The sequence below is a fragment of the Leeia sp. genome, assembly GCF_041909055.1.
Classification (GTDB): Bacteria; Pseudomonadota; Gammaproteobacteria; order Burkholderiales; family Leeiaceae; genus Leeia; species Leeia aquatica.
On sequence record NZ_JAYREC010000001.1, the window covers coordinates 380,784 to 404,914 of the forward strand.

General features: G+C 60.9%; 22 protein-coding genes. 1 reads left to right on the forward strand and 21 read right to left on the reverse strand.

The window, feature by feature from the left end:
• Position 1 precedes the first annotated feature (1 nt).
• Both ACE3O2_RS02300 and rluC read right to left on the reverse strand, forming a co-directional pair.
• The gene (locus ACE3O2_RS02300) at positions 2–664 is read right to left on the reverse strand and encodes an HAD-IA family hydrolase (protein WP_374334660.1); all 663 of its coding nucleotides are present in this window, start codon (positions 662–664) and stop codon (positions 2–4) included.
• Positions 651–1,625, reverse strand: a complete 975-nt coding sequence (gene rluC, locus ACE3O2_RS02305) for a 23S rRNA pseudouridine(955/2504/2580) synthase RluC (protein ID WP_374334661.1) — start codon at positions 1,623–1,625, stop codon at positions 651–653. The genes ACE3O2_RS02300 and rluC overlap by 14 nt, the downstream gene beginning before the upstream one ends.
• Positions 1,626–2,473: 848 nt before the next feature.
• Here rluC and ACE3O2_RS02310 point away from each other — a divergent pair.
• Positions 2,474–5,416 (forward strand): Rne/Rng family ribonuclease, encoded by a 2,943-nt coding sequence (locus tag ACE3O2_RS02310; protein ID WP_374334662.1) that lies wholly within the window; start codon positions 2,474–2,476, stop codon positions 5,414–5,416.
• Positions 5,417–5,512: 96 nt separating this feature from the next.
• On the opposite strand, the gene ACE3O2_RS02315 is transcribed toward ACE3O2_RS02310, so the two are convergent.
• The 19 genes from ACE3O2_RS02315 to tsf form a co-directional block, all read right to left on the reverse strand.
• Complete coding sequence (locus ACE3O2_RS02315) at positions 5,513–6,298, reverse strand: TrmH family RNA methyltransferase (RefSeq protein ID WP_374334663.1); 786 nt, start codon at positions 6,296–6,298, stop codon at positions 5,513–5,515.
• 19 nt (positions 6,299–6,317) lie between these two features.
• On the reverse strand, positions 6,318–7,772 hold the full coding sequence (locus tag ACE3O2_RS02320) for an HDOD domain-containing protein (protein ID WP_374334664.1): 1,455 nt from the start codon (positions 7,770–7,772) through the stop codon (positions 6,318–6,320).
• A gap of 24 nt (positions 7,773–7,796) precedes the next feature.
• Positions 7,797–8,600, reverse strand: coding sequence for a trans-aconitate 2-methyltransferase (locus ACE3O2_RS02325; protein ID WP_374334665.1), 804 nt, complete (start codon positions 8,598–8,600; stop codon positions 7,797–7,799).
• Positions 8,581–9,492 (reverse strand): flagellar motor protein MotB, encoded by a 912-nt coding sequence (gene motB / locus ACE3O2_RS02330; RefSeq protein WP_374334666.1) that lies wholly within the window; start codon positions 9,490–9,492, stop codon positions 8,581–8,583. The genes ACE3O2_RS02325 and motB overlap by 20 nt, the downstream gene beginning before the upstream one ends.
• A 27-nt stretch (positions 9,493–9,519) precedes the next feature.
• A complete protein-coding gene (gene motA, locus ACE3O2_RS02335) occupies positions 9,520–10,374 on the reverse strand; it encodes a flagellar motor stator protein MotA (RefSeq protein WP_168876262.1) in 855 nt (284 codons plus the stop codon).
• A gap of 187 nt (positions 10,375–10,561) precedes the next feature.
• Positions 10,562–11,158, reverse strand: a complete 597-nt coding sequence (gene rnhB, locus ACE3O2_RS02340) for a ribonuclease HII (protein ID WP_374334667.1) — start codon at positions 11,156–11,158, stop codon at positions 10,562–10,564.
• Positions 11,155–12,315, reverse strand: a complete 1,161-nt coding sequence (lpxB, locus tag ACE3O2_RS02345; RefSeq protein ID WP_374334668.1) for a lipid-A-disaccharide synthase — start codon at positions 12,313–12,315, stop codon at positions 11,155–11,157. Before lpxB ends, rnhB begins: the two co-directional genes overlap by 4 nt.
• A 54-nt stretch (positions 12,316–12,369) precedes the next feature.
• Positions 12,370–13,146, reverse strand: a complete 777-nt coding sequence (gene lpxA, locus ACE3O2_RS02350; protein WP_374334669.1) for an acyl-ACP--UDP-N-acetylglucosamine O-acyltransferase — start codon at positions 13,144–13,146, stop codon at positions 12,370–12,372.
• A gap of 2 nt (positions 13,147–13,148) precedes the next feature.
• Entirely contained in the window at positions 13,149–13,601 is a 453-nt protein-coding gene (gene fabZ / locus ACE3O2_RS02355; protein ID WP_374335513.1) for a 3-hydroxyacyl-ACP dehydratase FabZ, read from the reverse strand.
• 5 nt (positions 13,602–13,606) lie between these two features.
• Positions 13,607–14,629 (reverse strand): UDP-3-O-(3-hydroxymyristoyl)glucosamine N-acyltransferase, encoded by a 1,023-nt coding sequence (gene lpxD, locus ACE3O2_RS02360; RefSeq protein ID WP_374334670.1) that lies wholly within the window; start codon positions 14,627–14,629, stop codon positions 13,607–13,609.
• 90 nt (positions 14,630–14,719) lie between these two features.
• Complete coding sequence (locus ACE3O2_RS02365; protein WP_374334671.1) at positions 14,720–15,220, reverse strand: OmpH family outer membrane protein; 501 nt, start codon at positions 15,218–15,220, stop codon at positions 14,720–14,722.
• Positions 15,221–15,267: 47 nt separating this feature from the next.
• On the reverse strand, positions 15,268–17,568 hold the full coding sequence (bamA, locus tag ACE3O2_RS02370) for an outer membrane protein assembly factor BamA (RefSeq protein WP_374334672.1): 2,301 nt from the start codon (positions 17,566–17,568) through the stop codon (positions 15,268–15,270).
• Entirely contained in the window at positions 17,565–18,911 is a 1,347-nt protein-coding gene (gene rseP / locus ACE3O2_RS02375; protein ID WP_374334673.1) for an RIP metalloprotease RseP, read from the reverse strand. The genes bamA and rseP overlap by 4 nt, the downstream gene beginning before the upstream one ends.
• A complete protein-coding gene (gene ispC, locus ACE3O2_RS02380; protein WP_374334674.1) occupies positions 18,905–20,101 on the reverse strand; it encodes a 1-deoxy-D-xylulose-5-phosphate reductoisomerase in 1,197 nt (398 codons plus the stop codon). Before ispC ends, rseP begins: the two co-directional genes overlap by 7 nt.
• Entirely contained in the window at positions 20,101–20,961 is an 861-nt protein-coding gene (locus ACE3O2_RS02385; protein WP_374334675.1) for a phosphatidate cytidylyltransferase, read from the reverse strand. Before ACE3O2_RS02385 ends, ispC begins: the two co-directional genes overlap by 1 nt.
• Positions 20,955–21,713, reverse strand: a complete 759-nt coding sequence (gene uppS, locus ACE3O2_RS02390) for a polyprenyl diphosphate synthase (protein WP_374334676.1) — start codon at positions 21,711–21,713, stop codon at positions 20,955–20,957. The genes ACE3O2_RS02385 and uppS overlap by 7 nt, the downstream gene beginning before the upstream one ends.
• A gap of 111 nt (positions 21,714–21,824) precedes the next feature.
• The gene (gene frr / locus ACE3O2_RS02395; protein ID WP_374334677.1) at positions 21,825–22,382 is read right to left on the reverse strand and encodes a ribosome recycling factor; all 558 of its coding nucleotides are present in this window, start codon (positions 22,380–22,382) and stop codon (positions 21,825–21,827) included.
• Positions 22,383–22,417: 35 nt separating this feature from the next.
• Positions 22,418–23,137, reverse strand: a complete 720-nt coding sequence (gene pyrH, locus ACE3O2_RS02400) for a UMP kinase (RefSeq protein WP_168876273.1) — start codon at positions 23,135–23,137, stop codon at positions 22,418–22,420.
• Between the two features lie 92 nt (positions 23,138–23,229).
• Positions 23,230–24,108, reverse strand: a complete 879-nt coding sequence (gene tsf, locus ACE3O2_RS02405) for a translation elongation factor Ts (RefSeq protein WP_168876274.1) — start codon at positions 24,106–24,108, stop codon at positions 23,230–23,232.
• Positions 24,109–24,131: the final 23 nt, after the last annotated feature.

Consider the following 24,131-nt stretch of genomic DNA (forward strand, 5'->3'; position numbering starts at 1 on the left):
GTCATGCCTCCAGCCAGTCCGCCAACTCCACCAGGTTGGCCAGCATCACCCGATGCGGCACCTGCCTCAATTGTGCTGCATCATGTGCACCCTGGGTCAAGGCCACGGCATCCACCCCAGCATTGACTGCCATCTGCAGGTCATGGGTGGTGTCGCCCACCATCAAGGCACGGTCAGCGGGATGAAACAGCTCGTCCAGCAGTTCCAGCAGCATCGCCGGGTGCGGCTTGGAGAAGCTTTCTTCTGCACAACGGGTAGCGGCAAAGAAAGGCCGCAAGCCGGTCTGATCCAATGCCTGTTCCAGCCCGCGCCGCGACATACCCGTGGCCACAGCCAAGGTATAGCCTGCCTGCTGCAGCGCCTTCAGCAATGCGTGCGCGCCTTCATACAAAGCCGCCTGCTGACCATACAAGGGCCATGCCGCACGAAATGACTGCCCCAGCGGAATGCGCTCATCTACCGGCAACTGCGGTGCCAGCTGCTGCAAGGCTTCATCCATACCCAGCCCGATCACTTGCCGTACGGCACTGCGCTCTGGTTGCTGCAGGCCATGCTCACGGAAGGCATGCTGCATGGACAGCACGATCCCGGCGGTACTGTCCATCAAGGTGCCGTCCCAATCGAACACGATCAGGTCATAGCGGCGGGCATCAGGCATTGGCATGCGCGGCTCCCGATGTTTGATCCAGCACGCTGAGGTAATGGCTCAGCTCCGGAGGCAGCGGTGCTTCCAGCTGCAAGGGGGCCCCGGTCAGCGGATGGGTGAGCCGCATGCGGCAGGCGTGCAGGAACATCCGCTTCAACCCTTCACGCGCCAATTGTTTGTTGCGCGGGAAATCGCCGTATTTGTCATCCCCGGCAATCGGGTGCCCCAAGTGCTGCAAATGCACTCGAATCTGATGGGTACGCCCGGTTTTCAGCTCGGCCTCGACCAGCGCGCAATCTGCCCATTTCTTCTGCAAGCGGAATACCGTGTGCGAGGGCTGGCCTCCAGCCTCCACCCGCACCCGGCGCTCGCCATCCGGCAGCAAGAATTTATGCAGCGGCGCTTTCACTGCCTGCACCGGCTTGCCCCAATCCCCCAGCGCCAGCGCGAAATAGCGCTTGTCGGTCTGCCCCTGGCGAATCTGCTCGTGCAGTTTGACCAGGGCCGAGCGCTTCTTGGCCACCAACAGGATGCCGGAGGTCTCGCGGTCCAGCCGGTGTACCAGCTCCAGGAATTTGGCCTGCGGGCGTTGATGGCGCAATTGCTCGATCACCCCGCGCGAAATGCCGCTGCCACCGTGTACGGCAAGGCCCGCAGGTTTGTTGATCGCCAGCAGTGCATCATCTTCAAACAGAATATCAAACACCACCGTCGGCCCGGCGCCACTGCCAGGCTTGGGCGCCTCTTCGGCCACCCGTACCGGCGGGATGCGTACCTCATCATCCGCCTGCAGGTGGTAACTGACATCCGTGCGCTTGCCGTTGATGCGGACTTCACCGGCGCGGATGATGCGATAGATGCGGCTCTTCGGCACCCCTTTCAGGATGCGCATCAAAAAATTGTCCAGTCGCTGACCGGCCTCTTCGGCATCGATGCGACGTTTGGTGACAGTAAGGTTTTCTTTGCGTGACAAGTCCATATTGCTTATACTAGCCCTTGCAGTCCATTCGGGCTGTCCGGCGTGTTGTCTGGCCGGCTCTGCACTGCTCCCGCTCTTTATTCAATGCTGGCTGCTGATTTACGGTTGATGAATGTGATCGGCCCGTCTGGCACGTTGATGGCAGCACTTTATGCCTTGCTGCCCTCCCGGTGTAGCCCCTGTCGGGCTCGAATCCGAATACGCCCTGCGCCCCGCTCCATTCCAGCCCGTTCAGTAGCCATGCTCTGGCTTGGTTCCAGCTTGCCCGACTGCTGCAGTCATGGGCAGCGGCCAGTTCCCTGGATTTTTTCGGGACCTGCTGCCGCCGGAAGCCCGCCCCGACAGAACGGGGCATGAGGTTTTCAACGCATGCAGGGTTAACGTCGCTCACCCTTGAAAGCAGCGATAGTAATAGATTTGCGCGCTAAACGCACCCGCGAGAGATTGCGCAGCTGCCCGTCCGGTTGAAGAGCCGGGCAGGTATGGTGTGGTTTGACTGAGGCCTGTGCCGCCCAAGCATGGCCGCCGCCTCAGCCACCACCGCCCGCCCCGCTACCAGGAGGGGGCAGCTGCTGGACCGGGCAATATTCAACCTGTACCCCGGTCACGTGAAGAATTCGTTGCTGCCCTGTGCAGTATCTGGCAATACCCCGGCTGACGGCGAGCCCCGCCGGGGAGTGTGTTCGCCAGGTGGGTTGCAGCCCGGATTCATGGATGGATCAAGCTACCCCGCCCTCAGCTTGCCTGACGGCGGACCTCACTGGTTGTTCGGATGTGCCGGTTGCCACTGCAACGGCCAAGGAGAGGTGTGATCCGCCCGCCCGTGCATTAGCGCGCGGGGACTGTACATGAAACGCATGTTGTTCAATGCAACGCAGGCTGAAGAGCTGCGCGTTGCCATTGTAGATGGTCAGAAACTGATCGATCTGGATATTGAAACCGTTGGCAAGGAACAGCGGAAAAGCAATATCTACAAGGGAGTCATCACCCGTATCGAGCCCAGCCTCGAAGCCGCTTTCGTCGATTACGGCGAAGAGCGCCATGGCTTCCTGCCCTTCAAGGAAGTATCCCGCAGCTATTTCCTGCCCGGCACCGACGGTCGCGCCCGCATTCAGGACGCGCTGAAGGAAGGCATGGAAGTCATTGTCCAGGTGGACAAGGACGAGCGTGGCAATAAAGGCGCTGCGCTGACCACCTTCATCAGCCTGGCGGGCCGTTATCTGGTGCTGATGCCGAACAACCCGCGCGGTGGTGGTGTTTCCCGCCGGATTGAGGGCGAAGAGCGCAACGAACTGCGCGCCCAGCTGGACCAGCTGGATGCACCGAGCGGCATGAGCGTGATCGGCCGCACCGCCGCGATTGGCCGCACGCTGGAAGAGCTGCAGTGGGACCTGCGCTACCTGCTGCAACTGTGGTCGGCCATTGATGGCGCGGCCCGTCAGCAAAACGGCGCGTTCCTGATCTATCAGGAATCCAGTCTGGTGATCCGCGCCATCCGCGATTACTTCCAGCCGGACATCGGCGAAGTCCTGATCGACACCGAGAGCCTGTTCGAGCAAGCACGCCAGTTCATGGACCACGTGATGCCGGGCAACGTCAACCGCATCAAGCTGTACAAGGATGACGTTCCGCTGTTCTCGCGCTTCCAGATCGAGCACCAGATTGAAACGGCGTTCCGCCGTGAAGTGCCGCTGCCCTCGGGCGGCGCCATCGTGATCGACCACACCGAAGCGCTGGTGTCGGTGGACGTCAACTCGGCTCGCGCCACCCGTGGCGGCGACATCGAAACCACCGCCTTCAACACCAACCTGGAAGCGGCGGACGAAGTGGCCCGCCAGCTGCGCCTGCGCGACCTGGGCGGCTTGATCGTGATCGACTTCATCGACATGGAAAGCCAGAAAAACCAGCGCGAGGTGGAAAACCGCCTGAAGGATGCGCTGCACCACGACCGTGCCCGCGTACAGATGGGCAAGATTTCGCGCTTCGGTCTGCTGGAGCTGTCGCGTCAGCGCCTGCAGCCGAGCCTGGGTGAAACCGCCCACATGCCCTGCCCGCGTTGCCATGGCACCGGCTTTATCCGTGGTACCGAATCGTCGGCCCTGCACATCCTGCGCATCTTGCAGGAAGAGGCGATGAAGGAAAACACGGGTGCCGTCCATGCCCAGCTCCCGGTCGATGTCGCCACCTTCCTGCTCAACGAGAAGCGCGCCGACATCTACGCCATTGAGGCCCGCCTCAAGGTCAACGTGGTACTGGTACCGAATGTGCACCTGGAAACGCCGAATTACAGCGTGACCCGCCTGCGTCATGACGACCTTAACCACGCCGACGAAGACCTGCCGAGCTACAAGCGGGTGGAACAGCAGGCCGAAGACGAGCACAACCACAAGCCGGGCCAGCGCAGCAAGCCGGAAGTACGCCAGCAGGCTGCCGTCAAGGGCATCACGCCGGAGCAACCAGCGCCGGTAGTCGCACCAGCCAGCAAGCCTGCCAGCAGCGAAAACAAGCCGGGCCTGTTGAGCCGCTTCCTCAACTGGCTGAAGGGCGAACCCGAAGTGGCCGCACCTGCCGCCCAACCGGCTGCACGTCAGCAAGAACGTCAGTCCGGCCAGCGCCAGCAACGCAATGGCCGTGACCGTAACCGCAATGGCGAGCGCGGCAACCGCGAGGGCGAACGTCAGGAACGGGGCAACCGCGAGGGTCAGCGTGAGCAGCAGGCGCAAGGCGGCCAGAACCGCGAGCGTGATGCCCAGCGTGGCAACCGTCAGGAGCGTGTTGAACGCAATGAGCAGCGCGGTGAAGAGCGTCGCAATGGCCGCAACCGTCAGGACGACAGCCGCAAGGACGACAACAAGCCGGAAGAAACCCGCAATGAGCGCCCGCAGCGTCAGCCGCGCCAGGAAGGCGAGGCACGTGAAGGCGGTCGCGGTCGCAACCGTGCCGAGCGTGAGCCGAAGCCGGAAGTACCGGTCAGTGAGGTTGTCGAAGCGGTGGTGACCGACACCGCCGTGGAAGCCGTGGCGGCAGAGGGCCAGGCCAGCAGCGGTGAAGGCCGTCGTCGCCGCCGCCGTCGTGGTGGCCGGGACCGTCAGGGTGAAGCGGCAGCGACCCCGGGCAGCGATGTACAAGCCGAGTCGTCTGAAGACAGCCAGGATGCAGTGGCAACCAGCAGCGCTCCGGTCGTAGCCGAAGCTGCGCCTGAGGTGGTCACGGCAGCGCCGACTGCTGTAGCCGAAGTGGCGCCGGTCGTGGCAGAAGTTGCAGCAGCCCCTGTCGCCCCAGCTCCTGTGGTCGCGGAGGCACCGGCAGAGGTCATCGCCCCTACCGTCGCCGAAGTGCCTGTAGTTGCCCCGGTGGTGGTCACTGCTGCTGAAGCGGTCGAGACGGTTGACGTTGCACCGCAAGCGGTGGAAGTCATCGCTCCGGTCGCTGAAGTAGCGGCTCCGGTAGCGCCGGCTCAGGAAGCCGCTCCGGTTGAAGCGGTAGCTGCTGCACCTGCGGAAGGGGTCGCTGAGGTCGTCACCGCAGCGGTAGAAACTCATCCAGTCGAAGCGGCAGCAGAGGTGGTAGAAGCCGCCACGGCCCGCAGCAGCAACCGCCGTCGCCGCCCCGCCCGCGAAAAAGTGGCTGAGGAGCCGTTGCAGATGGTGGAAACCAGCGATGTCGTGGCCCCCGCTCAGCCTGAAGTTGTGGTGGCCAGCGTACCGCGCCCCAGCCGTCCACGCAGCCGTCGCAAGGCGGAAGACGCTCAGGTCGAAGCCCTGCAGCAGGTGGAAACCCAAGGCGAGTAATCCACCAAGCGCCGCATCCGGGTGCGCCCGGATGCAACAAAGCCCTGAAGTCCGGCAACACCGGGCATTCAGGGCTTTGTTATTTGCAGCAGGCCGTCAGGGGTGCAGATTTTGCCGCAGTTGCTCGAACAGGCAGATGGCCGCTGCAGCCGCCACGTTAAGGGACTCTACCTTGCCCGGCATGGGAATACGTACCCGCGTGGTACAGCGGGCTTGCAGGGCAGGCCGCACCCCCTGCCCTTCTGCGCCAAACAGCCAGGCCAGCGACCCCCTTAGATCGGTCTGGTAGACGTTGGCAGGCGCATCCAGTGTCGTGCCCACCACGTTGCCCTTGAAGTGATCCAGGCAGGCCAGCAAATCGGCTTGCGCCACCACCCGCACGGCAAAATGCGCCCCCATCCCGGCGCGCAGGGTTTTCGGCGACCAGGGATCGGCACAATCGGCGGACAGTAATACCGCATCAACTCCGGCTGCTGCTGCCGTACGCAAGATGGAGCCGACATTGCCGGGGTCTTGCACGCCATCAAGCAAAACAATGCGTTGCTCATGGGGCTGGGGCAGCGCGTGTGCGGCAGGTAGCGAGCAGAGTGCCAGAATGCCCGTTGCTGACGGCAGCTCGCTCAATTGCCCAAACAAGGCCTCGCTGAGCAACAATGTCTCCACCCCGGACAGACGGGCCAGCAAAGGCCGGATTTCCGCATGCTCCAGTGCAGGCTCACTGAGCACCACCGTCTGCGGTGTACTGCCACAATCCAGCAGGCTTTGCAGCAGGTGCACACCATCGAGTACCATCAGGCGAGCTTCCTGCCGGCTGCGGTTATGACTGCACAGTTTTTTCAGGGTTTTGAACCGCGCGTTGGCGGCAGAGCTGATCAACAACACCAGTTTTTCCAGTCAGAGGTCAGGCCGGGCCGCCTTTGCCTTCCAGCGCAGCCAGCGCGGTCAGCATCACGGCCTTAAAGTGCGGATAATTGTCGGCATCCAGTTGCGGATGTGTGCTGCCGCCATCGGCGTAGAGCAAGCCCAGCGGGTTGGCGCGTACCCACAGCGACATCGCCACCCAGTCCCGCTCCGGCTCAGGCCGCAAGGGCGCGGGCAGGTAGGCTTGCAGATTACGCCGGTTGCTGTCACCGTAGAACAGACTTTGGGTCTTGCCCATCAGTCGGGTAAACAGGTGCGGTGTACTCAAACCGATAGCCTGATGCCGCAGCGGATGATCGTCGGCAAAACCAATCGCAAACCGCAGCTTGAGCTGGTTCGTCGCTTTGTCCTGCGTCAGCAGCGCAACCCGCATCAGGCCTAGGCCCAGCCGCAATCCTTTGAACAGCAGGGTCATGATCTGGCCAACATCGGCTTTACGCTCACCGGCCAGTTTCAGCTGGGTGGTCACCTGTTCCAGTATCTTCAGATCCAGTTGCATGCTGGCCGGCTTGGCCACCGGCGGCTCCGCCCAATCACCCGGCTGCATGGGAAGCCACATGGCGGGCAAGGTGATGTCCGGGAACGCATTCCACCGGGCGTGCTGCAGCAGGAGTGCCTGCTGCCGGGCCGACCATTCCGCGATGGACAGCTTGAGAAACTCCGCCAGCAGCTGGGCAGCCTCTTCATACTCCGCACGCCACCAGCCCAGCAGGCTGGCACGGGCAGCCTGAACGGCCAGCTGCACGCTGTAATTTCGTGGTTTGTCCAGTTGCTGATCGCACATCAGGCCGGCCAGCAGATAGGGCATGCCTATTTGGCCGACATAGTGCTGCAGCAGGGCCTGATAGCTCAAACCCAGCAATTGCTGCTGCAACGCCGGGTCTGACAGCATGAGGTTAGCATGGCTGTGCCAGTGGATCGGCGCGACACGCTGCGGATGGGTCAGCAGCAACAAGGGTTCAATCACATCATGCAGCAAAGCCCCCAGAAACACCTCTTCAGCCTTGCTGTCCAGCCTTACCCGAGCCACCTCCCGTGCCAGCTGCCCCGCCAGCAGGCATTGCGACAACCGCCCCTGCAACAGCCGCAACCGTGCAGGATCTTTATCCAGCAGGCGCTCCAACACGGGCCGCCGGCTGAAGCGGTCATAGAACTGCTCTACGCCGAGCAACATCAACGCATGCTCGAGGCTGGTGATATCGCTGGCAAAACTGCCACGCGGGATGGTGTTGACGTAAGACAGAACTTGCAACGTCAGAAACGGATCGCGTGCCACAATGGCCGCCAGCGCCCCCGGCGAGGACGCCGAGGTACTGACTTGTGCGCTGCGCAGGGCATCTTGCGTCACCTGTAGCATCGGCAGGTTAGCGGGCTGCCAGGCCGTGAGGTAGGGCTCGGCCGCCTTGAGGGTATCCGGAGGTTCTGCTGTGGTCATGCGTGCAGTATAGCGCCTGATGGCTTATTCGGGGACGGCGGCAGCACGCTGGCTTTGCTGCCAGCCATACAATACCGGCTGCAGGGCGTGCCCGGTCTCGCGCTGGAGGTCGGGAGCCTGCTCCGGTATGGCAAAGCTGTTGCTGATCAGCCAGCTGCCGGGCCGCAGCTCCGCTTGTGCCTTTTGCCACACCGCTGGCATGACCAGTGGTGACAGAAAGACGTAGAGCACATCAAAAGCCTGCCAGTCCATGCGCCAGAAGTCTTCGCGCAGCACCCGCACTTGCGGATAGTGGCGCAGCCGCCAGCGGCTCATCAGCCAGGGCAGCCAGGCCACTTCCACGGCCACGTAGTGATGCTGCGGCCAGCGCTGCACCATGGCCGCCACCACGCGGCCCGTGCCACAGCCTAGCTCAGCAATCCGCAAGGATGCCTCCGACCTGGGCATCAAATCCGGTATGGCCTCCAGCACCGGTGATGCGGACAGAAACAAGGGAACACGCCCCCGCCAGGCCGCACCCAGCAGCAGGAACAGTACCACCCCCGCCAGCAGAAACCACCAGGGAGAACCTTGCCACCATTGCATCAGCAGCAGCATGGGGTACAGCAGCAGGGCCGCAATCTGCCAGACGCCCGGCAAGCCCAGCACGCGTCCAGGTAGCACGGTCAAGCCCGCCCACAGCAGCAGGGCCAGCCACAGGCGAGGCAGTGCTAATGGGGGAATCTGCTGCAGCAGCCAGGACAGCAGCAGCCAGGCACTCAGTACCAGCAGGGTGAAGCGCCACAAGGCCTGCAGAAAGCGGCCTTGCTCAGGGCGCGCTGCTGGCACCTTGCGCCTGATCCAGCAACTGCTGGGCGGCGGGATCCGACTTGCCGCTGTTTTTCATGATGGCCGTAGTCGTCTCTTCATTCAGCACAATGATGCTGATACGGCGGTTGATCGGCGCATCCGGATGCTCGTCATCCAGCGGCACCGCTGAGCCCAGCCCGACTACGCGCAACACCTTGCCATCTTGCAGGCCGCCAGCAATCATCTCGCGCCGCGAGGTGTTGGCCCGCTCCGCAGACAGCTCCCAGTTGCTGTAACCCCGATCACCACTGCTGTATTGCACGGCATCGGTATGCCCGGATAGGCTGATCCGGTTCGGTACCTCATTCAGCAGCTTGCCGAGGTCACGTAGCAGCTGCACGGTGTAGGGTTGCAGCTTGGCACTGCCACTATCGAACATGGGGCGGTTTTGCTCGTCCACCAGCTGAATACGCAGGCCTTCCGGTGTCATGTCGATCAGCAGTTGATCCTTGAACTTGGCCAGTTCAGGATTTTGCTCAATGGCCGCCTGTACCTTCTCGCGCAGCTTGTCGAACATCATCTTCTCGGCCGCCTGCTTGGCCTTCTTGCTGTCATCGTTGGCGGAATCCTGCCCGCGGGACACCTCACCCGAAATGCGCTGCAGATCCTGCCCGCCCCCCGGGATGATGCTGGTGGCGTTGCCGGTACTGTCGCCACCTTGCAGCGCTACTTTCAGCGGGGTATTGAAATAATCAGAGATACCGGACAGCTTGCCCTTGGACACGGACCCCAAAAGCCACATGAGCAGAAAGAACGCCATCATGGCGGTCACGAAGTCAGCATAGGCAATCTTCCACGCGCCGCCATGATGGCCGCCGTGACCCTTGTTGATCTTCTTGACGATTATGGGGCGCTGGGAGTCGTCGCTCATCGCCGCTATCCTTGCCGCTCAGGCGGGTTATTTCTTCTGCTTGACGTGCTCTTCCAGCTCCTTGAAGCTGGGGCGCTCGGTGGAGTACAGCACCTTGCGGCCAAACTCCACCGCCACTTGTGGCGCGTAGCCATTGAGACTGGCGAGCAGGGTGACCTTGACGGTCTGGTACACCTTGGTGGACTCATCGCCCTTGAATTCCAGCACCGTGGACAAAGGGCCGACGATGCCGTAAGCCAGCAAAATACCCAGGAAGGTCCCGACCAGGGCGGCGCCAATCAACCCCCCCAGTTCAGGCGGCGGCAGGTGCAGCGACCCCATGGTGTGCACCACCCCCATCACGGCAGCCACAATACCAAACGCCGGCAGTGCATCGCCCAGCTTGGCAATGGCGGCGGCGGGTACGGCCCCTTCGTGGTGATGGGTTTCGATTTCGTTGTCCATCAGGTTTTCGATTTCAAAGGCATTCAGGTTGCCGCCGACCATCAGCCGCAGGTAATCCGTGATGAAATCGACCAGATGATGGTCATGCAGGATTTTGTCGTACTTGCTGAAGATGGGGCTTTTCTCAGGCTCCTCCACATCCGCCTCAATCGACATCAGGCCTTCCTTGCGTACCTTGCCCAGAATCTCGTAGAGCAAGGCAAACAGGTCCATGTAGAAGGCTTTGGTGTAGGCACTGCCCTTGAAAACCGAGGGCAAGGCTTTGAGCGTCGCCTTGAGTGGCTTGCCCCCATAGCCGACGACCAGCGCTCCCAGACCACCGCCAAAAATCATTACCACTTCAGATGGCTGCCACAAGCCACCCAGGTGTCCACCATGCGCAGCATAGGCCCCGAAAATGCAGCCCAGCATGATCACATACCCGATGAGTACAAACATCCGCCTCTTCCCCTCTGTCTGACGTACGAGCGGGCCACACCTGACGGTGGCACCTGCTCAACACCGCGTACATCAGTATCTAGCCTAGCCGATTATGCCATGATTGCCAGCGTAAACCGTGTGACAGCCCCTGCAATAAATGACATTGTGGTCACTGTTGTGGCATGGATGCCGGTTCACCCACCACTCAAAACTCGAACGCCGCCTGTCCCTTTCCATGCATCAATACCTCTCGCACCGGCGCAAAGCTGCGGCGGTGTTCGCGCAAGACGCCGTGCTCGCGAATCGCGGCCAGGTGTTCAGCAGTCGGGTAACCTTTATGTGCAGCAAAACCATATTGCGGGTAGCACTGGTGCAAGGCGCACAGCTCGGCGTCACGCGCTGTCTTGGCCAGAATGGAGGCCGCCGAAATCGCAGGCTCCAGCGCATCCCCCTTGACGATGGCCGTCGCTGGAATCGCCAATTTGGGGACACGGTTACCGTCGATCAGGGCATGGCTGGCCGCAGGCTGCAGCTGCGCCACCGCCCGGCTCATGGCCAACAGGCTGGCGTGCAGAATGTTCAGCTGGTCAATCTCCGCCACGCTGGATGAGGCAATGGCCCAGGCCAATGCCCGCTCACGAATCAGTACCGCCAGATGTTCGCGCCGGGTGGCGGTCAATTTTTTGGAATCCGCCAAGCCCTCGATTGGGCGGGCGGGATCCAGAATCACCGCCGCCGCAAACACGGCTCCGGCCAGCGGCCCTCGCCCCGCTTCGTCGACACCGCACACCCACTGCGTCATGCGCGGCTATCCAGTACGGTAGCCACCGCATCGGCAGCACGCTCAGAGGTGTTCTGCCGCAGCAGCTGATGCAGGGCGGTGAACCGCTCGACCAGCGCCTCGCGGAAGGTTTTGTCGCGATACTGCCGCAGCAGCTCGGTGGCCAGCCGCTCCGGTGTCGCCTCTTTCTGCAGCAGCTCCGGCACCACAAACTCCTTGCACAGGATATTGGGCAGCCCCACATATGGCAGGTACATCTTTCGGGTCATCAGCCACCAGGAGAGACGCGACAGCTTGTAGGTAATCACCATGGGGCGCTTGAGCAAGGCCGCCTCCAGCGTGGCGGTGCCACTCGCCACCAAGACCACGTCCGCCGCAATCATGGCGTCATGCGCATGACCGTACATCAGCTGGATGTCCCGATCCGCGGCACCGCACTTGTAGACGGCCTGCTCAAACCGCTGGCGGGTTTCCCGTGTCGCCAGCGGCACCAGAAACAGGGCTTCCGGAATGTCGTCGGCAATCCGCTTGGCGGTTTCAACAAACAGATCGGCATGCAGCGCCACTTCGCTCTGCCGACTGCCCGGCAGCAGGGCAAAGACCGGGCGGTTGGGCCCAATGCGCATTTGCTCCCGCATCTCGCCTTGTTTGGGCTGCAGGGGCAGCACATCGGCAAGCGGGTGGCCGACGTAGGTTACCGGTACCTGCTCAGCCTGATACAAGGCAGGCTCAAATGGGAACAGGGCCAGCATGTGGCTGACCGCCCGCTTGATTTTGTGAATGCGCTTGCCACGCCAGGCCCAGATCGAGGGGCTGACGTAGTGAATGGTGGGGATGCCCCGCTTCTTCAGCGCCAGCTCTAGGTCCAGGTTGAAGTCCGGCGCGTCAATGCCGATGAACACATCCGGCGGCTCGCGCAGCAAGCGCTGGCGCAGGGCCTTGCGGATGCCAACGATTTCGCGGTAGTGCTTCAGCACTTCTACATAGCCGCGCACCGCCAGTTTTTCCTGTGGCCACCAGCTTTCCATGCCTTGGCTGATCATGCGTGGCCCGCCAATGCCCACAAAGCGGGCCTGCGGAAACCGCTCCTTCAGCGCCGCCAGCAGGTGACCGCCGAGCAGGTCACCCGAAGCTTCACCCGCCACCAGTGCAATGGTAAAAGGCCGTGTGTCGACCATTTACCCCTCCCTTGGTATTTTTGTTCTGTTATCCCGCATACCGCGACAAGGCGGTCAGCGGATGATGCCGCGTGTCGCCCGTAGCAGTGAGTCTGCCAGCACTTGCAATGCCGGCTCGGTTGCCGCTTGCCGCACGATCTCGTCGCGTGCTTCAGCAAAGGTCAGCCCAGCTTTGTACAGGGTTTTGTACGCGCGCCGGATGGCTTGCACCTGCTCCGCACTAAAACCGCGGCGCTTCAGCCCTTCGGCATTGATGCCGTGCGGCTGCGACGGGTTACCGGAGGCCGTGACATAGGCAGGCACATCCTGCAGCAGGATGGTGCCCATGGCTGTCATGCAGTGCGCACCGATCTGGACAAACTGATGTACCACGGTAAAGCCGCCCAGAATGGCGTAATCGCCCACCACCACATGCCCGGCCAGCTGGGCATTGTTGGCAAATGTGGTGCGGTTACCCACCTGGCAATCATGCGCCAGGTGCACATAGGCCATGATCCAGTTATGGTCGCCCATGCGGGTGACGCCACCATCTTGCGCTGTGCCGCAGTTGAAAGTGCAGAACTCACGAATAGTATTGTCGTTGCCGATTTCCAGCCGGGTCGGCTCCCCCGCGTACTTCTTGTCTTGCGGGATGGCACCGATTGAGCTGAACTGGAAAATACGGTTACGTTCGCCAATGCGGGTATGCCCCTCGACCACCACATGCGAGCCTATCCAGCTACCGGCACCGATTTCAACATGTTCACCGATCAGGCTGTACGCGCCGACTTCGACATCCTCCGCCAGTCGGGCGGCCGGATGGACGATGGCGGTGGGATGGATGCGCGCCAAGGTCAGGCCTCCGCTGTGGCTGGCAGGTCACGCTGGGCACACATCAGGTCCGCCTCGGTAACCACCTGACCATCCACCCGGGCCTCGGCCTTGTATTTCCAGACGCCGCGCTTGTGCGCCTGCACGGTGACGTGCAGGTCCAGACGGTCGCCTGCTGACACCGGCTTCTTGAAGCGGGCCGCGTCAATGCCCACAAAGTAATACACCGAGTCATCGGTCGGCAGCGTACCCAGGGTCTTGAAGCTGAGGATGGCCGCTGCCTGGGCCAGTGCTTCCAGAATCAGCACCCCCGGCATCACCGGGTGATGCGGGAAGTGCCCCGGAAAGAAGGGCTCATTGATGGTCACATTCTTGTAGGCGTGAATGTGTTTGCCGGCCTCCACATCCAGTACCCGGTCCACCAGCAGGAAGGGGTAGCGGTGTGGCAGGTACTTGAGGATCTGATGAATGTCCATGGTGTTCATGCGTCGTTATCTCCGGGTTGCATCTGCTGCTCCAGCGCTTTCAGGCGGCTGCTCAGCTTGTCGTATTGTTTCAGCTGCGCAGCATGTCGCAGCCAGTCTTCATGGGATTCAAACGGGTAGGCACCCGTATAGGTACCTGGTTGCCGTATGGATTTGGTAATCAGCGTTGCAGCCGAGACGTGAACATGGTCTGCCAAACTAAGGTGGCCCAAAATGATGGCACCGCCCCCCACCGTACAGTGGGCACCGATTTGGGCGCTGCCCGCCACCCCCACGCATCCCGCCATTGCAGTATGGTCGCCCACCTGCACGTTGTGTCCAATCTGGATCTGGTTGTCCAGCTTGACGCCGTTACCGATCACCGTGTCGGCCATGGTCCCCCGGTCGATGGTGGTATTGGCGCCGATCTCGACATCATCACCTATCCGTACAATGCCGATCTGTGGGATCTTCTCCCAACGTCCGCCATCATTGGCCACACCAAAGCCATCAGCACCAATCACCGCCCCACTGTGAACCAGGCCCCGCGCCCCGATGATACAGCCATGCTGGATCACCACGCGCGCCATCAGCCGGGTATTCGCACCAATGCTGGCCCCTTCACCGACGTAACACTGGGGGCCAATAAGAGCATGCGCCCCAACCACCGCATTGGCACCAATGTACGCCAGTGCTCCCACTTCAGCGGTGGGATCCACCACCGCCCCTGCTTGCACTACGGCTGTGGGATGAATGCCAGGACGTATTGGCGGTATCGGATTCAACTGCTGGGAAACCCGGGCAAAATACAGATAGGGGTTGCTCGCAACGATGCACGGACCCGCATGACCCGCTGCCAGATCCTCAGGCAGGATCACGGCTGCCGCCTGAGTCGTGGTCAACTGGCGGGCATATTTGCGATTGGCCAGGAAACTGATCTGCCCGGCACCGGCGAGTTCGAGCGGCGCCACCTGGATGACGTCAACATCCTCGCCTTGCAAACGCCCACCCAGCAGGCTTACCAGTTGGCTTAATCGCATGCTTATCCTGTAAACACGGAATGCCCCAGCGGGGCATTCCTCATTTCACCGGACCGACCACAGACAGGTCCGTATGCTGTTGGTGTGGACTTACTTGGCGCCCAGCATCTTCAGCAGTTTATCGGTGACATCCACTTGTGGCCCGTAATACGGCAACTCATCACCTTGCACAATCAGGTCATACTTTTCCGTACTGGCCAGCTGCTTGATGGCCTTGCGCAGCAACTCACCGGTACGGCTTTCGTCTTCGGCCTGCTTGGCACTGACATCTTCACGAAACTCACGCAGTTTGCGCTGGAACTGGGTGCTCAAATCACGCAAGGCTTTTTGCTTCTTGGTCTTGTCGGCCTCCGACATGGTGGCCTCGTTCTTTTCCAGATCAGCCTGCATGTCCTTGGCTTGAGACTCCATCTTCTGGAGTTCTGCCTGGCGCCGGGCAAACTCTTCCTTGATCTTCTTGTCATCCTTCTGGTTCGACACCGCCTGAACGATGCGCTCCAGACTGAACACCCCGATCTTGGTCTCCGCCGCTGCACCGGTCGCCACCGCCAGAGCCAACAGGCCGCCCATTACCTTGGAAAACTTGCTCAACTTGTACTCTCCATCACATCAGTCGCCAGTGCCAGACTGGCTGGAAATCAAAACACGCTACCAATCTGGAACTGGAAGCGCTGCTTGCGGTCGCCACTCTTCTTGCGAATCGGCTGCGCCATGCTGAACTTCAAGGGCCCCAGCGGGGAAATCCACGACAAACCGACCCCGACAGACGCACGCAGCTCGCCCAGACTGAATTTGTTGCTTGCCAACCCACTGACATCATTCGGGCCAAAAACGTTCCCGGCATCCAGGAAAGCACTCAGTCGCAGCGTCCGGTCATGCTTCATGCCCGGGAAAGGGAAGAACATTTCGGCATTCAGCACCAGACGCTTGTCACCACCAATGCTGGAGCCGGTACTGTCACGCGGACCCAGTGAGCTGCCGTCAAAGCCGCGCACCGAGCCAACTCCACCCGCAAAGTAGTTGCGGTAGAACGGCAGGTCCTTGCCACCGGTCGCCTTACCCATGGCGATTTCACCGTTTAACATCAGCGTCACTTCGCGCGACAGTGGGAAGAACTGTTGGTACTGATAACCCAGTTTGTAGTACGGCACCTTGGTACCGACACCCGTTTCAAAGGTCGCACTCTGGTAACGACCCTCATTCGGTGCCACTGCACTATCCCGGGTATCGCTGGCCCAGCTGGCGCTACCAATCACAGTGCGAATCCGGTTTCCATTTTGCTTGATAAAGGCATTGGCAATCGGTGAGCCGGATACTGGGTCACTGGTCAGCTTGGTCTGATCAAAGGTTAGCCCGAAGTTGATCACATCCTCTTCCGAAATCGGCATGCCCAGACGGGCGCCGATACCGGCAGTCGCCATCACGTACTTGCCAGTGTCAATTTTTTCCGGCTTGGCGTTATTCACATACAGGTCGTAGCCCAGACTCAGGCCATCCACCGTGAAATACGGATCGGTATAGGACAGGTTAAAGCCACGCTGGCTCTTGCTGGTATTGATCGACGCCGACACGTACTTGCCGGTACCAAAGATATTGCTCTGTGTGATCCCGGCCTGAATCACCACCCCTTCGGTCTGGCCATAGCCGACGCCAAACTGGATGTTGCCGCTCGGCTTTTCCTTGACCTTGACCTCCACATCCACCTGGTCAGTGGTACCGGGTACTGCTGGCGTATCCAGCCCCACCTCGGTGAAGTAACCCAAGTTATCCACCCGGTTACGCGAACGCTTGACCTTGTCACCATCGTACGAGGCATTTTCCATCTGCCGCATTTCACGGCGGATCACCTCATCTTTGGTACGGGTATTGCCGCTGATGTTGATACGGCGTACATACACCTTGCGGCCCGGATCCACATAGAAGGTGAACGAAGCGGTCTGCTTGTCGCGATCCAGCTGCGGTACCGCATTGACATTGGCAAAGGCATAGCCATCGTTAGACAGCCGGTCCGCCATGGCGCTGTTGCTGCTCACCAGCTTGTCACGGTTAAACACATCGCCGGGCGCCAGTTGAATCAGCTTGCGCAGTTCTTCTTCCGGCACCAGCAATTCACCGGCCAGCTTCAGTTCGCCCACCTTGTACTGCTTGCCCTCGGTAACATTGACGGTAATGTAAATGTCTTCCTTGTCCGGCGAAATATTGACCTGGGTGGAGTCCACATTGAACTCCAGATAGCCCTGGTTCTGATAGTAGGAGCGCAGGGTTTCCAGATCCGCTTCCAGTTTCTGCTTGGAGTACTGGTCTGCCTTGGACAGCCAAGTCATCCAGCCGCTGGTCGACAGTCGCATCTCGTCGATCAGATCGTCTTCCGAAAAAGCCTGGTTACCGACAATGCTGATGCGCTTGATCCGTGCCACCACGCCTTCGGAGATATCGAAGTTGACGGCAACCCGATTACGCTCCAGCGGCGTCACCGAGGTTTTGATGTCCACACTGTACTTGCCACGGTTGAAGTACTGACGCTTCAACTCCTGCTCAGCCTGATCCAGCAAGGATTTGTCGAAGATCAGCGACTCAGCCAGACCTGCCCCCTTCATCGCCTTCTTCAGCTGATCCGCATTGAATTCCTTGGCGCCGGTGATGTTGATCTGGGCAATGGAGGGACGCTCGACCAGCGTCACCACCAGCACATTGTCTTCCACTTCCAGACGCACATCCTTGAAGAAGCCTGTGCCATAGAGTGCCTTGACGGCGGCACTGGCCTTACTGTCATCAAAGGTCTCACCCACCTTGACCGGCAGGTAAGTAAAGATGGTACCGACCTCGGTTCGCTGCAGGCCCTCGACCCGGATGTCCTTCACCACGAAAGGCTCCAGCGCCCAGGCTGGAGCCGCAAAGGCGGCGAGTAACGCAACCGCGAGGGTTTTTTGTTTGATCATGCGTGTAGAAACAGTCGTTGAACGTCGTTATACAAGGCGATGGACATCAGCATCAGCAGGACGGCAACGCCGACATACTGGCCAATCTCCTGTGCGCGCACAGATACCGGGCTGCCCTTGATCAGCTCGGCGACATAATACATGAAATGCCCACCATCCAACATCGGCACCGGCAACAAGTTAAGCACACCCAAGCCGATGCTGACAAACGCAATGGTCAACAGATAGGGCACCCAGCCAATGGCGGCCGCCTCACCCGACACTTTGGCAACCGAACCCGGCCCACCCAGATTCTCCACACCCACCCGCCCGGTCAGCATCTTGCCCAGCATTTGCAAGGACAAACTCGCTGTGATGCGGGTACGCACCATGGCGTGTTGCAGCGCTTGCCACGGCCCGAGCTGCAGCACCATGGCCTGCTTGCGGGTGGCTTCGGCATCCCAGCCCAAGGATACCCCCAGCTTGCCGATTCGCTGACCATTCTCTTGCACGGTATCAGGGGTCGCCTGTAGTGTCAGCACCTGCCCCTGACGCCGTACCTCCAACGTGATGAGCTGCCCGGCGGCATGCTGAATCCGGTCGATCAGCACCCCACCATCCGCCACCGGCAGTCCATTGATCGACAGGATACGGTCCCCTTCCTTCAAACCAGCTTTAAGCGCAGCCCCCTTAGGCTCTTTGCCCACCACCGTTGATCTGAACTCAGGAATCAATCCCAACCGGTCCACCAACGCAACATCGATCTTTTCTTGCCTGGCAGAGAAATCCAGCACCCGCGTGGCATGCGTCCCGCCGGTAGTCAGCACCTCCAGCTCTACGCGCTCATCGCCCAGCGCCGCACCAAACAGACGCAGACGAAAATCTTCCCACGACAGGATGTCGGTACCATTCATGGTCAGGATACGATCCCCCCCCTGAAACCCGGCCTGAGCCGCCGGGGTGGATGGGAGCACCGAACCCAAACGCGGCTGGAAATCCGCCATGCCCACCAGCAGCATGCCGCTGTAAATCAGAATTGCCAGCAGAAAATTGGCAAACGGACCGGCCAGCACCACCAGCATGCGCATCCAGACCGGTCGGCGGTTGAAGGCGCGGTGCACCTCATGCGGCTCGACCGGGGCCTCGCGCTCATCCAGCATGCGCACATAGCCGCCCAAGGGCAGTATGCAGATGGCGAACTCGGTCTGGTCCTGACCAAAACGGCGCAGCCAGATCGGTTTGCCAAAGCCCAGCGCAAAGCGTAACACCTTCACGCCGCAACGCCGCGCCACCCAGTAGTGGCCGAACTCATGAATGGTCACCAGCACCGAGATCAGCCCGAGAAAGGCAAACAGGGTCAGCATGCTAGCACCTTCATCTGTACCATTGCCTGACGACGCGCCTCAGCGTCCACCGCCAGCGTACTCTCCATATCGTTCGGAGCAGCCGGCTGGTAATGCTCCAGCGTGGTTTCCACCAGCCGCGCGATGTCGGTAAAGCGGATACGGCACGACAGGAACGCCTCCACAGCCACCTCGTTGGCGGCATTGAGCACCGCTGGCATTGCCCCTGCCGCACGCAGGGCATCAAACGCCAGTCGCAGGCAGGGAAAACGCTGCAGGTCGGGCGGGTAGAAATTCAGTGCACCAAACTTGCCAAACTCCAGCGGGCTGACACCGGCTTCAATCCGCTGCGGGTAATCCAGGGCGTAAGCAATCGGCGTACGCATGTCCGGGCTACCCAGCTGGGCCAGGATCGAGCCATCCAGGTACTCCACCATCGAATGCACAATGCTCTGTGGATGAATCACCACATCAATCAGTTCCACCGGCGTCGAGAACAGCCAATGCGCTTCGATGACTTCGAGGCCCTTGTTCATCATGGTGGCGGAATCGACCGAAATCTTGCGCCCCATCGACCAGTTGGGATGCGCGCAGGCTTGCTCCGGCGTCACCTCGTGCAAGGTGGCCGGGTCACGGTCACGGAAGGGGCCTCCGGATGCTGTCAGCAGGATCCGCCGGATGCCATGGCTGCGCGGATGTTCCCGCACCAGCGCATTGCGATAGTCACGTGGCAGGGTCTGGAAAATGGCGTTATGTTCGGAATCAATCGGCAGCAACTGTGCACCCGATGCCTGCACGGCATCCATGAACAGCTTGCCCGCCAGCACCAGGGTTTCCTTATTCGCCAGCAGCACCCGCTTGCCGACCTGCGCGGCAGCAAAGCTGGATGGCAAACCCGCCGCGCCGACGATGGCTGCCATCACGGTGTCGACGTCCGGATGCGAAGCCACTGCCACCAACCCCGCCTCGCCCGCCAGCACTTCGGTGCTCAAGCCGTGCTCGCGCAACTGCTGCTGCAGCTGGGCCGCCAGTGCTTCGTCCCCCAGCACCGCATAGCGGGGATGAAACTGCAGACATTGCTCACGCAACTTGTCCAGCTGGCGGTGCGCGGTCAGCGCAAACACCTGAAAGCGTTCCGGATGACGCGCCACCACATCCAGCGTGGATACGCCGATCGAACCGGTCGCCCCCAGTACGGTAATCTGCCGCATTACAACCCTTTCACCAGCAACAACAGGGCGAAGCTCACCGGCAACACCGCCAGCAAGGCATCCACCCGATCCAGCACGCCGCCATGCCCTGGCAGCAGCTGGCTACTGTCCTTGATCCCGGCACAGCGCTTCAGCCAGGACTCATACAAATCGCCCATGATCGACAAGGGGGTCAGCAGCACGGCCGCCAATATCGCCTGCCCCAGGCTCAGGTGCAATAGTGACAGCCAGCCCCAGTGCCAGGCCAGTGCGGCGTACAGCGTGGTACCGGCAAACGCGCCGGCTACCCCTTCCCAGGTCTTGCCCGGGCTGATGGCGGGCGCTAGCTTGTGCTTGCCGAACGCGCGGCCCGCAAAATAGGCAGCCGAATCCGCCACCCACACCAATGCCATCACCGCCAGCGTCAGCTCCGCGCCAGCCCGGCCACTCGCCAATCCGAAACGCCAGCTGACCAGTGACCAGGCAAAGGGCAGCAGCGCCAGCAAACCGGCCAGCCACAAAAACCATGTTTGCTGGATTTTCAGCTGGCGCGCCAGCCACAGCGGCACGATCAACAGCCAGAACCCCAGCACCGACACCACCAGCAGCGACTGCACCAGACCCGGCCGAATCCCCACATGCATCCACCACAGTGGCGACTGCAGGCTGAGCCAATACCAGCCCCCCGCCAGCGCGAGGCAGCTGAGAATGAACAGACTATGCTGCAGACGCCCCATCCGCGCCAACCGCCCCCACTCCCAGGCGGCCAGCCCCAGTATCCCGGCAATCGCCAATTGCCAGACGGTCATGCTGGCTTCAAACAAGCCCAGCAGTACCAGCGGAATCAGGACCAGCGCGGTCAGGATACGGGTTTTCAGCATGGGGAGTCCGCCTGTTGCACTTGCTCACTGGTGCGGCCAAACCGTCGCTCGCGCTCTTGATAGGAGGCGATGGCCTCCATCAGTGATGCACGGTGAAAATCCGGCCACAGGGTCGGCGTAAAGTAAAACTCGCTGTAAGCCAGCTGCCACAACAGGAAGTTGCTGATGCGCTCCTCGCCACCGGTACGGATGAACAGGTCTGGCTCCGGCGCATAGCTCATGGAGAGGTAGGGGGTGAAATCAGCCTCGGTAAAATCCTGCGCCTTGTCGGGCTGCTCCGCCAGCAGGCGGCGCATGGCGTTGAGGATGTCCCAGCGGCCGCCATAGTTGGCGGCAATGGTCAGTGTCAACTTCGGGTTGTCTGCCGTCAGTGCTTCGGCACGCTGAATCAACTGCTGCAGGTTGGGGGCAAAACGGCTGAGGTCACCCACCACTTTCAGGCGCACGCCATGTTTATGCAGCTTGGCCACCTCGCCTTCCAGCGCGTGGACAAACAACTGCATCAATAACGACACCTCATCCGCAGGGCGGCGCCAGTTTTCGCTGGAGAAGGCAAACAGGGTCAGGTACTCCACCCCCTCTGCCACACAGGCTTTCACCATCTCGCGAACCGACTCCACCCCCTTGCGGTGGCCTGCCACCCTGGGCAGGAAGCGCTTTTTGGCCCAGCGACCATTGCCATCCATGATGATGGCGATATGACGTGGCACCCGGCGGCTGCCGGGGATAGCCTGGGTTGAACTTTCAAACATGCAGGGGCCTGTCTCTCTGCTTCCGGCTGAAACAGCCAGAAACGAAACCGCCGCTGTCAGCGAGGCCAACAGCGGCGTCTTGCAAGGGTCAGAAGGAAAACATCAGACCGCTCAAACGGCCATCAGTTCCGCTTCCTTGGCCTGCAGCAGCTTGTCTGCTTCGGCGATGTGCTTGTCGGTCAGCTTCTGCACATCGTCCTGCGCACGGCGCTCTTCATCTTCCGAGATCACCTTGTCCTTCAGGGCGCGCTTGAGCTGGTCGTTGGCATCACGACGCACATTGCGGATAGCCACACGCGCGTTTTCCGCCTCAGCCCGCACCACCTTGGTCAGGTCGCGGCGACGCTCTTCGGTCAGGGCCGGCATCGGCACCCGGATCAGCTCACCACTGGACACCGGGTTCAGACCAAGGTCGGAATCCCGAATCGCCTTTTCTACTGCAGCGGCCATTTTCTTTTCATACGGGGCCACACCGATGGTACGCGCATCCACCAGTGTGATGTTGGCAACCTGGTTGATGGCCGTCGGCGAACCGTAGTAATCCACCATCACATGGTCCAGCAGACCGGTATGCGCACGCCCGGTACGCACCTTGCTGAAATCCGATTTCAGGGTTTCCAGCGTCTTCAGCATCTTCTGTTCGGCGTTCTTTTTGACATCCGCAATCATGCTTCTTGCTCCTGACAACAGCTCAGCGCCCGTCCTCAGACGTGCACCAGGGTTCCTTCGTTTTCACCCATCACCACGCGTTTCAATGCACCCGCCTTGAAAATGCTGAATACCGAAATCGGCATTTTCTGGTCGCGGCACAGGGTCAGCGCAGTCGCATCCATCACCTTCAGGTTCTTGGCAATCGCCTCATCAAAGGTGATGGTCTGGTAACGCTCGGCATCCGGGTTGGTTTTCGGATCATCAGTATACACGCCATCCACCTTGGTGGCTTTCAATACGATGTTGGCCCCGATTTCCATGCCGCGCAGTGCGGCGGCAGTATCGGTAGTGAAGAAGGGGTTGCCGGTACCAGCAGCGAAAATCACAACCTTACCTTCTTCCAGATAGCGCATGGCCTTGCCCCGGATGTACGGTTCGGCGACTTGCTGCATGGTCAGCGCCGATTGCACCCGGCTGACCACACCAATATGCTTCAGGGCGTCCTGCAGGGCCAGGGCGTTCATCACGGTGGCCAGCATGCCCATATAGTCGGCAGTGGCGCGGTCCATCCCGGCCGCGGCCGGTGCCACACCACGGAAAATATTGCCGCCGCCAATCACCACGGCGACTTGCACGCCCAGATCAACCACGTCTTTGACCTCGCGCACCATCTGCTCGATGGTGGCACGGTTGATCCCGTAGCTGTCATTACCCATCAGGGCTTCACCGGAAAGTTTCAGCAGGATGCGGGTGTAAGCAGGGTTTGTGCTCATGACTGGGCCTCTCTCGGGTTAACGGGCAATTCGGTACAGCAGGTACGACACCGCCCCCGACCAGCGGGGGCGGCTTGACGGTTGCAGCAGGATCAGACCTTGGCAGCAGCAGCCACTTCAGCGGCGTAATCCACCACCTTCTTCTCGATACCTTCGCCCACCACGTACAGGGTGAATGCGTTCACCTTGGCGCTGTTGGCCTTCAGCAATTGCTCGATGGACTGCTTGTCGTCCTTGACGAAGGGCTGGCTCAGCAGCGTCACTTCCTTCAGGAACTTCTGCACGGTACCTTCGGCAATCTTTTCCAGCATGGCTTCCGGCTTGCCGGCTTCCTTGGCACGCTCGATGGCCACGCGGCGCTCGGTTTCGATCAGCTCGGCGTCCACGCCGGATGCGTCCAGCGACTTCGGCTTGGAAGCAGCAATGTGCATGGCAATATCCTTGCCCAGCACGTCGTCACCACCGGTCAGGTCCACCATCACGCCAATACGGGCACCGTGCAGGTAAGCGGCCAGCTTGCCTTCGGTGGTGTAGCGTACGAAGCGACGGATGGTCATGTTTTCGCCCAGCTTGGCGATGGCGGCCTTGCGCACTTCTTCCACGGTTTCACCGCTGGCGGTCTTCACGTCAGACAGTGCAGCCACGTCGGCCGGGTTGGCGTTGGCAACAGCTTCAGCAGCTTGCTTGGCCAGTGCCACGAAGGTCGGGTCCTTGGCCACAAAGTCGGTTTCGCAGTTCACTTCCACCAGTGCGCCCAGCTTGCCGTCGGCACTGATGAAGTGGCCCACGATGCCTTCAGCGGCCACGCGATCAGCCATCTTGCCAGCCTTGTTGCCCGCCTTGATGCGCAGCAGTTCTTCGGCCTTCTTCAGGTCGCCAGCGGTTTCCACCAGCGCCTTCTTGCATTCCATCATGCCCAGCCCGGTCATCTCACGCAGCTCGGACACCATCTTTGCGGTAATTTCTGCCATGGTTCTCTTCCTGAAGTTTTCTG